The following is a 14,306-nucleotide window of genomic DNA, read 5'->3' on the forward strand; positions in this document are numbered from 1 at the left end:
GAGTCGCGACGACGTATCCTGCTTGCTGTGGTGACAAAAGACACCCTGTCAGCAAAAGCTTTGTCAGGAGGAGGAATCAACCGTCGGTAGCGAACAATAACGAGGCGTCTTGAATCGCGCCTGGTGCTACATGGTCCGACGGTTGTGCGTCTCCACCCCACACGTATCCCTGATAATTCGGGTGCTGCCGCGCGCAGAATCCGCAGCGGGTTGGCATTTACCGCGATCTTCGAAAGGGAAGACCGCGCGTCATGGCTTAAGGCGTTATTTCCGAAACATTCGCTCGGGACGTCTGAAAGCGACTGCACTTTGTGAACTGGCCGTGAATATGGGCGCGGAAGGCGAGTGATAACTCTGCGATCTGGCTTGTTTCAGGCCTCATGTCACCTGCGCTTGTTACGTTTCCAGACCTTCCATTATCAGCGAAAGCCCCGTAGGACGGCCTCGCGTCCTCGTGAATTGCGTTGGTCAGGGCCGGTGGTTATACCGTTTGTCCGCTGTCCAGGCCGCTTTTGGCGACGTTCGCGACTATAGCAGCAATCATTAAGTGCTTCAAATCCATAAAAAATTGTTATGATTTGCGGCATGACAAATATTGCCCCTCCAACCCCCGGCGTCCAGCTGGTTGAGGTTGCGCCGGAACTTGCCGGTCAACGCATCGATAACTTTCTCATCACCTACCTCAAGGGCGTGCCTAAGACCTTGATTTACCGCATTTTGCGTAAAGGCGAAGTGCGCGTGAACAAGGGGCGGATCAAGCCCGAGTACAAGCTGCAGGCGGGCGATATCATCCGCGTGCCGCCCGTTCGCTTGCCTGAACGTGATGAGCCTGTGCCCGTGGCCCAGGGTTTGTTGCAGCGCCTGGAAGCCGCGATTGTCTACGAAGACAAGGCGCTGATTGTGCTCAATAAGCCCGCTGGCATCGCGGTTCACGGCGGTAGCGGCCTGAATTACGGGGTTATTGAAGCCTTTCGTCAGATGCGTCCGGATGCCAAGGAATTGGAGCTGGTGCATCGCCTTGATCGCGATACCTCCGGTCTGCTGATGATCGCGAAAAAACGCAGCATGTTGCGTCATTTACACGCTGCATTGCGCGGTGATGGTGTCGACAAGCGGTACATGGCGCTGGTTCGTGGTAACTGGGCAACGTCCATCAAGCAAGTCCGCGCTCCGTTGATGAAGAGCAACCTGCGTTCCGGTGAGCGCATGGTCGAAGTCAACGAAGAGGGCAAGGAGGCGCTGACGATTTTCAAGGTGCTGCGCCGCTTCGGCGACTTCGCCACGATGGTCGAGGCCAAGCCGGTCACTGGCCGCACCCACCAGATTCGTGTTCACACCTTGCACGCCGGGCATTGCATTGCTGGCGATACCAAGTACGGCGACGAAGATTTCAGTCGGGAAATTCGCGATCTGGGCGGCAAGCGTCTGTTCCTGCACGCCTACATGCTGACGGTGCCGCTGCCGGACGGTGGCGAGCTGAAGCTGCAAGCACCAGTGGACGAGATGTGGGCCAAGACCGTGGAGCGACTGAGTGCACCCTGAGTATAAATTGCTGATTTTCGACTGGGACGGCACTTTGGCCGATTCCATTGGTCGGATCGTCGAAGCGATGCGCACTGCGGCGGAGCGCTCTGCGTTGCCGGTGCGTGATGACTTTGCGATCAAAGGCATTATCGGGCTGGGTCTGCCGGAGGCGATTCGCACGCTGTACCCGGAAATCAGCCCGGACCAGATGCTGGAATTTCGCCAGCACTACGCCGACAGTTACGTGGCGCTGGAAGCCGCGCCGTCGCCGCTGTTCGCGGATGTTGCCGAGTCTCTGGCTGCGTTTCGTGCCGAGGGTTATCAGTTGGCGGTGGCAACGGGCAAGTCGCGTCGTGGCCTGGATCGAGTGTTGAAAGCGCACGGCTGGCAGGATTACTTCGAGATCACCTGCGCCGCTGATGAAACGGCGAGCAAGCCGGACCCGTTGATGCTGCATCAGATCCTCGAGCGCTGCCAGGTCAAGCCCGAGCAGGCGCTGATGATCGGCGATTCATCGTTTGATTTGTTGATGGCACGCAACGCCGGCATGGATTCGGTGGCGGTGGGCTACGGTGCGCTGGCACTGGACACGCTGCGCGAGTTCGGGCCTCGTCTGGCTATTGAGCGTTTTTCTGAGCTGCGCGCGTGGTTGAACGGGCAGCACTGAGTCTTTAACAGGGTGAGAACAGATGTCGGACGAATGGAAGGACAGCAAATCCGAAGCCTCTGGCACGGGTGGTGACGACAGAAGCTGGAAGCTGTTGGAAAAGACGTTGCTGGCGGGTGTTCAAGAACAGCGTCGCGCGCGTCGCTGGGGAATTTTCTTCAAATTGCTGACCTTTGCGTACCTCATCGGTGCGCTGGTTGTGTTTACCCCGCTGATGGACTTCGGCAAAGGTGGCTCGCGTAGCTCGGAGCACACAGCTGTCATCGACGTGCAGGGCGTAATTGCCGACAAAGAAGTGGCCAGTGCCGATAACGTGGTGGGTGCGTTGCGCGCGGCGTTCGATGATGCCAAGACCAAGGGCGTGATCCTGCGCATCAACAGTCCAGGCGGCAGTCCGGTGCAATCCGGCTATATCTATGACGAAATCCGTCGTCTGCGCGCCAAGAAACCGGAGATCAAGGTCTACGCGGTGATTACCGATCTGGGGGCGTCAGGCGCGTACTACATCGCCAGCGCTGCGGATCAGATCTACGCCGACAAGGCCAGTCTGGTGGGCTCCATCGGCGTCACGGCGGCCGGGTTCGGCTTTGTCGGGACCATGGACAAGCTGGGTGTTGATCGTCGGACCTACACCTCTGGCGAGCACAAGGCATTTCTGGACCCGTTCCAGGCGCCCAAGGCTGATGAGACGGCGTTCTGGCAGACGGTGCTGGATACCACTCATCAGCAGTTCATCGCCAGCGTCAAGCAGGGCCGTGGCGACCGGCTGAAGGACAAGGAGCATCCGGAGTTGTTCTCCGGCCTGGTCTGGACTGGCGAGCAGGCGCTGCCACTGGGGTTGATCGATGGTTTGGGTAATTCCAGCTACGTCGCCCGGGAAATCATCGGCGCCAAGGATATGGTGGACTACACCATCGAGGACTCGGCCTTTGATCGCTTCTCGAAGAAGCTGGGCGTGAGCATGGCCAATCAGTTGGCGATGTGGATGGGCTTCCAGGGGCCGCAGCTGCGTTAATCCGAAGTTTTGATACAGAAAGAATCCCGGCCATTGGTCGGGTTTCTTCGTATCAGGATTACGGGATCTGCACGCCTTCTGCCAGCAGCATATCGATCAGGCGAATCAATGGCAGGCCGATCAGGCTGGTGGCGTCCGGGCCTTCGGTGCTGCGGAACAGGCTCACGCCGAGGCCTTCTGCCTTGAAGCTGCCAGCGCAATCGTAGGGCTGTTCAGCGCGCAGGTAACGTTCGATGCTGGCCTGATCCAGGTCACGCATGTGTACGGTGAAGGGCACGCAGTCGACGTGGCAGTGGCCGGTGCGGCTGTTGAGCAGGGCCAGGCCGGTGAGGAAGGTCACGCTGGCGCCGCTGGCAGCAGATAGCTGCTCCAGGGCGCGCTCGAAGGTGTGTGGCTTGCCGAGGATGTGTTCGCCGAGCACCGCGACCTGATCCGAGCCGATGATCAAATGATCCGGATGGCTGTCGGCCAGCGCGAAGGCTTTTTCCCGGGCCAGGCGCTGCACCAGCTCAATCGCAGGCTCTGCGGGGCGTCGACTTTCATCGATGTCGGGCGAGCTGCAGACGAACGGCAGGCGCAGGCGGGACAGCAATTCGCGACGATAGGGCGAGCTGGAAGCAAGGAGCAGGGGCAGCATGCTGTTCTCCGATTAGATGAAAGGTCATTCTAATCAGCACCTAAGCATCAGGACAGCCGGAATTTCCTTTGACAGAGGAAGGGGGCATCCCTAGAATGCTGCGCCTATGTTGAATGACCCGATTCCACCTCACGTTGACCCGCGCAAATTAGCTGATCGTGGCACTACTCTTCAGGGAGAAGTACTGCTGGCTGATTTGGAGAGACTCTGCGACCCGCTTTCCGATAACCTCGGTACGGTGCAGGCTAAATTCGTTTTTGAGCGTGATGAACGTAGATCTGTGGTTATCCACAGCTCTATCGAAGTCGACGTCAAAATGGTTTGCCAGCGTTGTCTTGAGCTGGTCACCCTGCCAATCCACAGCGAATGCAGTTACGCTGTGGTGAAAGAGGGTGCGAATACCCAGTCGTTACCGAAAGGTTATGACGTGCTGGAACTGGGCGAAGATCCATTGGATCTGCTGGCATTGATCGAGGAGGAGCTTTTGCTCGCCTTGCCCATTGTGCCTGCTCATCATCCGGAAGAATGCCAGCAGCCGGCGGACAGCAACCAGGTGTCCGAGCCGAGCGAGGACGAGGTACCGCGGTCCAACCCGTTCAGTGTATTGGCGCAGTTAAAGCGTGACCCAAACGTTTAGGAGTTAATCAATTATGGCTGTTCAGCAGAACAAAAAATCCCGCTCTGCCCGTGACATGCGTCGTTCCCACGATGCGCTGACCGCGAGCACTCTGTCTGTAGAAAAGACCACCGGTGAAATTCACCTGCGTCACCACGTATCGCCAGAAGGCGTATACCGTGGTCGTAAAGTGATCGATAAAGGCGCTGACGAGTAATTTCTTGTCCGCTCCGATCATCGCGATCGACGCAATGGGCGGGGACTTCGGTCCCCGCAACATTGTGCAGGCCAGCATCGCTTGCTTGCTCGCAACACCCTCGCTGCACCTGACCCTCGTCGGTCAAGCCTCCCTTATTGAAGAATTGATTGCTCGCCATTCCGGTGTGGATCGCTCACGTCTGCGTGTTGTAAACGCCAGTGAAGTGATCACCATGGATGAGCGTCCTGCTCAGGCCTTGCGTGGCAAGCCTGATTCCTCGATGCGCGTGGCGTTGGAGTTGCTGGCGAGCGGTCAGGCGCAGGCTTGTGTCAGTGCCGGCAATACCGGGGCGCTGATGGCCTTGTCGCGATTCGTGCTCAAGACCTTGCCCGGCATCGATCGTCCGGCAATGGTGGCGGCGATCCCGACCCAGCGTGGCTTTTGTCAGTTGCTGGATCTGGGGGCTAATGTCGATTGCACGGCGGAACACCTCTACCAGTTTGCGGTGATGGGCTCGGTCGCGGCCGAAGCCTTGGGTGTTCCCCGGCCTCGGGTGGCGTTGCTCAATATCGGCATCGAAGACATGAAGGGCAATCAGCAGGTCAAGCAGGCGGCCGCTCGGCTGCAGACGGCGCCGGGCTTGAACTACGTGGGTTTCGTTGAGGGTGACGGTGTTTATCGTGGTGAGGCGGATGTGGTGGTCTGCGACGGTTTTGTCGGCAATATTTTGCTTAAATCGAGTGAAGGCCTGGCGACCATGATCGGCTCGCGGATCGAGGCACTGTTCAAACAGAACCTGCTGACCATGGCCGTTGGTGCGCTGGCGATGCCGCTACTCAAACGCCTTCGCGCCGATCTGGCGCCGGCACGGCATAACGGCGCAAGCTTCCTGGGGTTGCAGGGCATTGTGGTGAAAAGCCACGGCTCGGCCAGTGTGGAAGGCTTTCAGAGCGCCATTCAGCGGGCGTTGATCGAAATCCAGGAGAATCTGCCGCAACGTACCAGCGGGCGTCTGGAGGAGTTGCTGTAGGGCCTTGGTGTAAGCCGCTATGGGCAAATGTGACGCTCATGACCGCTCAGTCATCCAACTGACCAGTCACTTAACTTAGAATTCTTGCGCCGGGCATGGCCGGGCGTGTTTTTTTCGACGATAAATCATTAGGGGCTTGTTCAATGTCTGCATCCCTCGCATTCGTCTTCCCGGGTCAAGGATCCCAGTCCCTCGGCATGCTGGCCGAGCTGGGCGCGAAATATCCGCTGATCCTCGACACTTTCGCCGAGGCCTCCGCAGCCTTGGGTTATGACCTCTGGGCGTTGACTCAGCAAGGTCCGGAAGCGCAACTGAATCAAACCGACAAGACCCAGCCGGCGATCCTTACCGCTTCCGTGGCGCTGTGGCGTTTGTGGCTGGCTGAAGGTGGCGCACGTCCTGCCTTCGTTGCCGGGCACAGCCTGGGTGAGTACAGCGCCTTGGTCGCCGCTGGCAGCCTGACCCTGGCCGATGCGGTCAAACTGGTCGAGCGCCGTGGTCAGCTGATGCAAGAGGCTGTTCCGGCCGGTCAGGGCGGTATGGCAGCGATTCTGGGCCTGGACGACGCCGAAGTGCTGGCCGCCTGTGTCGAGGCGGCGCAGGGCGACGTGGTCAGCGCAGTCAACTTCAACTCGCCGGGCCAGGTGGTGATCGCCGGTTCCGCGGCCGCTGTCGAGCGTGCGATCGAGGGCTGCAAGGCCCGTGGTGCCAAGCGCGCCATGCCGTTGCCGGTCAGCGTGCCGTCTCACTGCGAATTGATGCGCCCGGCGGCCGAGCGCTTCGCCGAGTCCATCGAAGCCATCGACTGGCAGGCGCCAGAGATCAAGCTGGTTCAGAATGTCAGCGCGTCGGCGGTTGCCGATCTTGCTACGCTCAAGCGCGACCTGCTGGAGCAGTTGTACAAACCGGTGCGTTGGGTCGAGTCGATCCAGTGCCTGGCGGCCAACGGCGCGGTGCAGTTGGTCGAGTGCGGTCCGGGCAAAGTCCTGGCTGGCCTGAACAAGCGCTGCGCCGAAGGCGTGACGACCTACAACCTCAATACCCCAGACGCCTTTGTTGCCGCCCAGGCGGCATTGGCCTGATTAGGAGAAGCTTGCATGAGCCTGCAAGGTAAAGTTGCACTGGTCACCGGTGCGAGCCGTGGTATTGGCCAAGCCATTGCCCTTGAGTTGGGACGTAACGGTGCGGTCGTGGTCGGGACGGCAACGTCCGAGTCCGGTGCCGAGCGCATTAGCGCGACGTTCAAGGAAAACGGTATCGAAGGCTTCGGTCTGATGCTGGACGTGTGCGATTCCGCTTCGGTCGAGGCGACCCTGGCGTTGATCCAGGCGCGTGTAGGTGCGCCGTTGATCCTGGTCAATAACGCCGGTATCACCCGCGATAACCTGATGATGCGCATGAAAGATGACGAATGGCATGACGTCGTCAACACCAACCTGAACAGTCTGTTCCGGCTGTCCAAGGGTGTTTTGCGCGGCATGACCAAGGCCCGTTGGGGTCGAATTATCAGTATTGGTTCGGTGGTGGGTGCCATGGGCAACGCCGGCCAAGTAAACTACGCTTCCGCGAAGGCCGGTCTGGAAGGTTTCAGCCGGGCCCTGGCCCGTGAAGTCGGTTCGCGTGCGGTCACCGTGAATTCGGTTGCACCCGGTTTTATCGATACTGATATGACCCGCGAGCTGCCGGAAGCGCAGCGTGAATCGCTGATTTCCCAGATTCCCCTGGGGCGTTTGGGTCAGGCACAAGAGATCGCACATGTTGTCGCTTTTCTTGCGTCTGAAGGTGCAGGCTACGTTACTGGGGCTACAATCCCGGTGAACGGCGGCATGTACATGAGTTAATGTGACGGATCGCTTCAAAAAAATGTCATACGAGCTGTCTAAAATCCGTTATAAAGCTGCAATCTATTAATAGGCGGAAGGCGAGCGGGAGCAAGAGGTGGAGCATTGAGCTTGAAATGCGTAAAACCTCTTCTATACACTTACCCGCTGGCCCGCTGCCTGAATTTGTCCTCTAGGAGTTAAAACAAGGTATGAGCACCATCGAAGAACGCGTCAAGAAAATCGTTGTCGAGCAACTTGGCGTCAAAGAAGAAGAAGTGACCAACGCTGCTTCTTTCGTAGACGACCTGGGTGCCGACTCCCTTGATACCGTGGAGCTGGTGATGGCTCTGGAAGAGGAATTCGAGACCGAAATCCCTGACGAAGAAGCTGAGAAGATCACTACAGTTCAAGCCGCTATCGACTACGTTACTGCCCACCAGGCGTAATCGTTTGTAGTCGTCGCTTGTTGTCGGGAAAAACCGCACTGCCATCCACGGCGTGCGGTTTTTTCTTTAAAAACGATCAAAAGTGTCGTCCATAGAAAGAAAGGAGAGAGCTGTGTCGCGTAGACGCGTCGTGGTCACCGGTATGGGTATGCTGACGCCATTGGGCACGGACGTGCCGAGCAGTTGGCAAGGCATTCTGGCTGGCCGCAGTGGCATTGGCCTGATCGAACACACAGATCTTTCTGCGTTCACCACCCGTTTTGGCGGGTCGGTCAAAGGCTTCAAAGTCGAAGATTACCTGGCGCCCAAAGAGGCCCGTCGTCTCGACCTGTTCATTCAGTACGGTCTGGCAGCCAGCTTTCAGGCGGTGCGCAATTCCGGACTCGAAGTGACCGATGCAAACCGCGACCGCATTGGCGTTGCCATGGGGGCCGGTATCGGTGGCTTGACCAATATCGAGAACAACAGTCGTACCTTGCATGAACTCGGTCCGGGAAAAATCTCGCCGTTCTTCGTGCCAGGCTCGATCATCAACATGATTTCCGGTTTCCTGTCGATCCATCTGGGTGTACAGGGACCTAACTACGCGATCGCCACGGCGTGTACCACCGGTACCCATTCGATCGGCATGGCCGCGCGTAACATTGCCTACGGTGAGGCCGACGTGATGATCGCCGGGGGGGCCGAAATGGCTGCCTGCGGTCTGGGCATGGGCGGCTTCGGCGCCTCGCGTGCGCTGTCGACCCGCAACGATGACCCGGCCCGTGCCAGTCGTCCGTGGGACAAGGGCCGTGATGGCTTCGTCCTGTCCGATGGTGCCGGTTCCCTGGTGCTGGAGGAGTTGGAGCACGCCAAAGCCCGTGGCGCGACCATCTATGCCGAGTTGATCGGCTTTGGCATGAGCGGTGACGCCTACCACATGACCTCGCCGCCGGAAGACGGTGCCGGTGCTGCGCGTTGCATTGCCAATGCATTGCGTGATGCCAAGGTCAACGTTGACGAAGTGCAGTACATCAACGCCCACGGTACCTCGACCCTGGCCGGTGACCTGGCAGAAGCGACGGCGATCAAATCGGTGTTTGGCGATCACGCCTACAAGGTGGCCGTCAGTTCGACCAAGTCCATGACCGGTCACCTGCTCGGCGCCGCCGGTGCGGTAGAGGCGATCTTCAGCATCCTGGCGATCAATGGCCAGGTGGCGCCGCCGACCATCAACCTTGATGAGCCGGACGAAGGCTGCGATCTGGACTTCGTGGCGCATCAGGCCAGGGCCATGCCGATCGATGTCGTGGTGTCCAACTCCTTCGGTTTTGGCGGCACCAATGGCTCGCTGGTGTTCCGTCGGTTCGCCGATTGATGACGAGCTGGATCGATGGCCGTCCGGCCGACTCCCTATCCGTCACGGATCGGGGGCTGGCCTATGGGGATGGGCTGTTCGAAACCATCGCCGTGAAATCAGGGCGGCCGCTGTTGCTTGAGCGCCATCTGCAGCGCCTGGCATCCGGGTGCCGCCGATTGTCGATTGCCGCGGATCAGGCACTTATCCACAGTGAGTTGCTGAGTTTTGCCGCGCAGTTGGGCGATGGTGTGATGAAATTGATCGTCACCCGTGGCGACAGCCTGCGTGGCTATGCCCCCGCACCTCAGGCGCAACCCCGGCGCATCCTGCAGGGCGGCCCAGCGCCGGTCTATCCTCAGGCGCATGGCGAACTAGGTGTAACCTTATTTGCCTGTGCCACACGTTTGGCCGAGCAGCCGCTGTTGGCCGGGCTCAAACACCTCAATCGCCTGGAGCAGGTCCTTGCTCGCAGCGAATGGCAAGACACCGCCTATGCCGAAGGGTTGATGTGCGATACGGCCGGGCGGGTTGTCGAGGGGGTGTACAGCAACCTGTTTCTGGTGAAGAACGGCGTGCTGCTGACCGCCGACCTGAGCCGCTGTGGCGTCGCTGGCGTCATGCGCGCTGAGTTGCTCGCTCAGGCCCAGGCGTTGGGGATTGCCACTGAGGTGCGTGATATTCAGATGACTGATCTAGAGCCGGCCGACGAGGTTTTCCTGTGCAACAGCGTCTATGGCGTCTGGCCGGTGAAAGGCTTTGCGCAGCTGAACTGGTCGGTTGGGCCGCTCACCCGTAAACTGCGGGGCATTGCCCGCGCGCTTCTGGATGTTTGATCAGTGATTCGTAAACTGTTGGTGTTATTCGAAGGTTGTCTGGTCCTGGCGGGGCTGTTGCTGGCGTTCTGCGCATGGCAGCAAGACGTCGCCCTCAAACAGCCTTTGAGCCTGACGCAGGAGCAATTGCTCGACGTGCCTTCCGGGGCCACGCCGGGTGGCGTGCTCAATCGTCTGGAAACCGACGGCGTGATCAAGAACGCCTTCTGGTTGCGCCTGTACTGGCGCTTTACCCTGAATGGTCAATCGTTTCACAGCGGTGAATACCGCATGACGCCCGGCATGAGTGCCCAGGCGTTGCTGGCGATGTGGAAACGCGGCGAAGTTGTGCAGTACAGCCTGACGCTGGTCGAAGGCTGGAATTTCCGTCAGGTCCGCGCTGCCCTGGCCAAGCAAGTCAAGCTCGACCAGACCCTGGCGGGATTGAGCGACACTGAACTGATGGCCAAGCTTGGCCATCCGAACGTCTTCCCCGAAGGGCGTTTCTTCCCCGACACCTATCGCTACGTGCGTGGCATGACCGACGCCGATCTGCTGAAGCAGGCTTACAATCGCCTGGATGACGTGCTCGCTGATGAATGGGCCAAGCGCGCGGCGGATGTGCCGTATGTCGACGCGTATCAGGCGCTGATCATGGCTTCGCTGGTGGAAAAGGAAACCGGCGTTCCTCAGGAACGCGCGCAGATTGCCGGGGTGTTCGTGCGCCGCTTGCAGATCGGCATGTTGTTGCAGACCGATCCGACCGTGATCTACGGCCTCGGCGAGCGCTACAACGGCAAACTGACCCGTGCGCATTTGAAAGAAGCGACGCCGTATAACACCTACGTGATTGCCGGCTTGCCGCCGACGCCGATCTCGCTGGTGGGTCGTGAAGCGATTCGCGCAGCGCTGAATCCGCTGTCCGGTTCCAGCCTGTATTTCGTTGCCCGTGGCGATGGCAGCCATGTGTTTTCCGCCGATCTCGAATCCCACAACAGCGCGGTTCGCGAGTTTCAGCTCAAGCGTCGTGCCGACTATCGCTCCAGCCCTGCGCCGGCGTTTGCTGCGCCCGTTGCGCCCGTTGCGCCCGTTGCGCCGACGGTGGAGTCGAAGCTGGAATCGGCGCCGGAGGCTAAACCTGCCGCCGCTCCCGAGCAAAAAGCCGACGCTAAGCCTGAGCCGGCGCCTGAAATGAAACCCGAGCCGATTCAGGAAGCAAAACCTGACGTAAAGCCCGAGCCTGATCCGAAAGCTGCGGTTGCGCCGGAGGCCAAGCCAGAATCGCCGCCGCCGGCCAAGCCTGAAGGGCAGGGCGAATCGGTGACTCCGCCATCGAGCCAACAACCCGAAGCCGCACCGGCACCGACGGCTCCGCCGGTGGAAAAAGCCGGGCAGAACGCGCAATGAATATGATTAAGGACTGCCTGTGACTGGCTTGTTTATTACCCTGGAAGGTCCGGAAGGCGCGGGCAAGAGCACCAATCGCGAATACCTCGCCAAGCGTTTGCGCGCGGCCGGTATCGATGTGGTACTGACCCGTGAACCGGGTGGCACGCCATTGGCCGAGCGCATTCGCGAGCTGTTGCTGGCACCCAGCGATGAACCGATGAACGCCGATACCGAACTGCTGCTGGTATTCGCGGCACGGGCACAGCATCTGGCCGAGGTCATTCGTCCGGCGTTGGCCCGTGGTGCGGTGGTTTTGTGTGATCGTTTCACCCAAGCATTAGATTCGTTCTCCCCATCGTGTAAACAAGACGCCTTCTTCGTCTAATCCGTCCCCACCGTCCAAAAAACCCCGTATCTCTTGGCCCGTATCGCCTACCTCCGCAGCTTTTTCCCTCTGATTCAAGCGTATTTTCCAGCTTACTGTAAACGTAGTACTGCCAGTCCAATTCAAGCAGCGGAATGTAAACGTCTTTGGCTAAAAATTACCTCAAAACCTCCTCTCTGAAAATTGAAAGTGTAAACATCGACTCGCTGGCTGCGTTTTTGGCATTTCGGAAGGGTTGGATATCTCGCTTTTCGCATAGAAGAGGATGGTGCTCTCCCTGTTCGGTACTTCCTTCGATGACGTCATAAAATCTCTCGACTCACGACTCTCAGGAAGCAGATTGCTGAATTTGCCTTTGATGGCACGGGCGAGGGCAGGAAGGTAAATATTGCCGTGGGCTCCCTTTCGATCTGCCCAAGTGGTTCACTGGATAATCACTGCGGTGAGCAGTGTCGACTAAGCTGGATACTCCCCTGAGAGGTAAGTCCAGATATCGACCTAGGTACGATGCGTTCCAGCACACGAAGAAAGCATGGATCCAGACAAGTACTCAATTTAATAGGACAGGTTACAAAATGGACGACGAACGATTTGTCTTTGAAGCGCTTACCCGATTCAACTACTTCCCTAATCAAAAACAGGGAGTTCGCGAGATTCCACCGATCTTCGATTCCAGACGGTTCACACCCGAAGTAGTCCTTCGAATCATCCAGGAGCCTGATGCATGCGATGAACGTGCAAAGGATCCAGCGAGCAATAAGGCAGGAAGGCCTTCAAAGGGCTTTGATTTTGTTGAATATGCGTCCACTCGATACAACAATGTGCCCCGACTTCTAGGAATTCCCCATCCGCAGGCATACGGGCGGCTCGCAAAATGTATCTCTGAAAACTGGGAGCATATTCGGGCAATCTGCGATAACGAAAGTAGCAAAATCAAGCCATACTTCCATGCTGACAAACGACTGGTAGTGATGAACTACGACAGTTTTCGAGAGAAGGTGTTGGAGAAAAGTCGGGCATCATTCGGCAAGCATTACTTGGTAAATACAGACGTGGCAAGCTGCTTTAACTCTGTTTACACCCATGCTATTGAATGGGCGGGAATGGGTGAGGAAGAAGCCAAGAGACAGCTTGGTATAAAGGACAGCGGCAATAAGCACTGGTCTACAGAATTGGATAAGTGGCAAAGGAATACGCGACGTCTTGAAACTCAGGGTATTACAATAGGGCCTGCCACATCGACAGTCATCGTAGAACTCATACTGGGTGTAGTAGACGAAAAGCTCCGTGAAGGAGGATTTGAGTTTGTCCGATATGTTGATGACTATGTGTGTTATTGTACAGATTCATCGGAAGCCGAACGTTTTTTGCAAAAGCTCGCCAGCGAGTTGAAAAAGTTTAAATTCTCATTAAACCTATCGAAAACCAGAGTCGAACCGTTGCCCGTTGCGATACAAACGAACTGGGTGGCAAAGCTTCACGCTGCACTCCCTCAAAAAAATGGCGAAGGTAGGAAGTTTGACACGGATGATACGATACACTTTTTAGAATTTGCAATCTCACTAAACAATCAAACGCCGGATGGCAGTGTATTAAAATACGCCATGCAGCAACTAATCCACTTGCTTAACGATGATTGGGTCAGAGTTGTCACTGACTATGTAACTAACTTGAGCTGGCATTACCCGTTGTTACTGCCTTATTTGGGGATAATGTTCGAAAAGCATGAGATTCAACATTCTGACTACGAGGACAGGCTAAATCAAATCATAATTGAGAACTCCAAAAATGGGCGTTCTGATGGGATGTGCTGGCCTTTACACTTCATCGGCAAGTATGGACTGGCCCTCAACGCCTTAGCAGAAACGGCGGTCATCAACTCTCAAGACTGCCTGTCAATGTGCATACTGATGCAAATCACCGGCTGGACGGAGAATCTACAACGAGTATTCGAAGAACTAAGCAAGCTCGATGTTTACCAAAAAGATCGCCAGTGGGTGTTTCTCTACCAGGCTTTTATTAAGGGTTACATACCCAACCCCTACAAATCGCCCGTGTTCGAAATCATGAAAGATATGGAAGTTGACTTCATGCCAGCGGAAGGAAATGAAAGCGTAGCTGAATCGTACTGCACCCATCTGGAATTTGCAGAAGCATTCGAGCCAGAGCATGGGCCATTTACATTTGAGGAATTCGTGCAACGGAGTCATCCCTGAAATAATTGATGCGTAGGCGCTTCTAGCAGGGGGCGAATGAATATGTTCACAGCAAATCGTCCCACGATTTCTGGTGGTCATGAATTGCCCCCAAATTTCCAATCTCTAAAATAACCAAGGAGAGAAGTGCTTTTTCGCCGTTCCGCACTCATGCTCACGATTGATCTCTCAGGCGCTGATGTTATACTTCAAAATTATGACTGGCGTT

General features: G+C 57.2%; 14 protein-coding genes and 1 pseudogene. 14 read left to right on the top strand and 1 reads right to left on the bottom strand.

The window, feature by feature from the left end:
- The first annotated feature begins 585 nt into the window (after positions 1-585).
- The 3 genes from rluC to sppA are packed head-to-tail and all read left to right on the top strand — an operon-like array spanning position 586 to position 3,206.
- Positions 586-1,542, top strand: a complete 957-nt coding sequence (rluC, locus tag ACF0H7_RS06845) for a 23S rRNA pseudouridine(955/2504/2580) synthase RluC (RefSeq protein WP_397452024.1) — start codon at positions 586-588, stop codon at positions 1,540-1,542.
- A complete protein-coding gene (locus ACF0H7_RS06850) occupies positions 1,532-2,191 on the top strand; it encodes an HAD-IA family hydrolase (RefSeq protein WP_397452025.1) in 660 nt (219 codons plus the stop codon). Before rluC ends, ACF0H7_RS06850 begins: the two co-directional genes overlap by 11 nt.
- Before the next feature lie 22 nt (positions 2,192-2,213).
- Positions 2,214-3,206 (top strand): signal peptide peptidase SppA, encoded by a 993-nt coding sequence (sppA, locus tag ACF0H7_RS06855; RefSeq protein WP_397452026.1) that lies wholly within the window; start codon positions 2,214-2,216, stop codon positions 3,204-3,206.
- A gap of 58 nt (positions 3,207-3,264) precedes the next feature.
- On the opposite strand, the gene ACF0H7_RS06860 is transcribed toward sppA, so the two are convergent.
- Positions 3,265-3,843 carry a Maf family protein gene (locus ACF0H7_RS06860; protein WP_397452027.1) on the bottom strand — a complete coding sequence of 193 codons (579 nt, stop codon included), beginning with the start codon at positions 3,841-3,843 and terminating at the stop codon, positions 3,265-3,267.
- Between the two features lie 106 nt (positions 3,844-3,949).
- Here ACF0H7_RS06860 and ACF0H7_RS06865 point away from each other — a divergent pair, with 106 nt between their 5' ends.
- From ACF0H7_RS06865 to drt4, 11 genes and pseudogenes are all read left to right on the top strand, one after another.
- Complete coding sequence (locus ACF0H7_RS06865; protein WP_397452028.1) at positions 3,950-4,480, top strand: YceD family protein; 531 nt, start codon at positions 3,950-3,952, stop codon at positions 4,478-4,480.
- A 13-nt stretch (positions 4,481-4,493) separates the two neighbouring features.
- On the top strand, positions 4,494-4,676 hold the full coding sequence (gene rpmF / locus ACF0H7_RS06870; protein ID WP_008152339.1) for a 50S ribosomal protein L32: 183 nt from the start codon (positions 4,494-4,496) through the stop codon (positions 4,674-4,676).
- Positions 4,677-4,680: 4 nt separating this feature from the next.
- Entirely contained in the window at positions 4,681-5,688 is a 1,008-nt protein-coding gene (gene plsX, locus ACF0H7_RS06875) for a phosphate acyltransferase PlsX (protein ID WP_397452029.1), read from the top strand.
- A 143-nt stretch (positions 5,689-5,831) separates the two neighbouring features.
- A complete protein-coding gene (gene fabD / locus ACF0H7_RS06880; protein WP_397452030.1) occupies positions 5,832-6,770 on the top strand; it encodes an ACP S-malonyltransferase in 939 nt (312 codons plus the stop codon).
- Positions 6,771-6,785: 15 nt separating this feature from the next.
- Positions 6,786-7,529: a 3-oxoacyl-ACP reductase FabG gene (gene fabG, locus ACF0H7_RS06885; protein ID WP_397452031.1), complete on the top strand. Its 744-nt coding sequence runs from the start codon at positions 6,786-6,788 to the stop codon at positions 7,527-7,529.
- Positions 7,530-7,720: 191 nt separating this feature from the next.
- The gene (gene acpP / locus ACF0H7_RS06890) at positions 7,721-7,957 is read left to right on the top strand and encodes an acyl carrier protein (protein WP_397452032.1); all 237 of its coding nucleotides are present in this window, start codon (positions 7,721-7,723) and stop codon (positions 7,955-7,957) included.
- A gap of 112 nt (positions 7,958-8,069) precedes the next feature.
- Positions 8,070-9,314: a beta-ketoacyl-ACP synthase II gene (gene fabF, locus ACF0H7_RS06895; protein ID WP_397452033.1), complete on the top strand. Its 1,245-nt coding sequence runs from the start codon at positions 8,070-8,072 to the stop codon at positions 9,312-9,314.
- The gene (gene pabC / locus ACF0H7_RS06900) at positions 9,314-10,129 is read left to right on the top strand and encodes an aminodeoxychorismate lyase (protein ID WP_397452034.1); all 816 of its coding nucleotides are present in this window, start codon (positions 9,314-9,316) and stop codon (positions 10,127-10,129) included. The genes fabF and pabC overlap by 1 nt, the downstream gene beginning before the upstream one ends.
- A gap of 3 nt (positions 10,130-10,132) precedes the next feature.
- Positions 10,133-11,515 (top strand): endolytic transglycosylase MltG, encoded by a 1,383-nt coding sequence (mltG, locus tag ACF0H7_RS06905; RefSeq protein WP_397452035.1) that lies wholly within the window; start codon positions 10,133-10,135, stop codon positions 11,513-11,515.
- Positions 11,516-11,534: 19 nt separating this feature from the next.
- Positions 11,535-11,834: pseudogene (gene tmk, locus ACF0H7_RS06910) on the top strand (dTMP kinase); the annotation flags it as partial.
- A gap of 623 nt (positions 11,835-12,457) precedes the next feature.
- The gene (gene drt4 / locus ACF0H7_RS06915; protein ID WP_397452036.1) at positions 12,458-14,098 is read left to right on the top strand and encodes an antiviral reverse transcriptase Drt4; all 1,641 of its coding nucleotides are present in this window, start codon (positions 12,458-12,460) and stop codon (positions 14,096-14,098) included.
- Positions 14,099-14,306 lie beyond the last annotated feature (208 nt).

The sequence above is a fragment of the Pseudomonas sp. NA-150 genome (assembly GCF_044336365.1).
In the GTDB taxonomy this organism is placed as follows: Bacteria; Pseudomonadota; Gammaproteobacteria; order Pseudomonadales; family Pseudomonadaceae; genus Aquipseudomonas.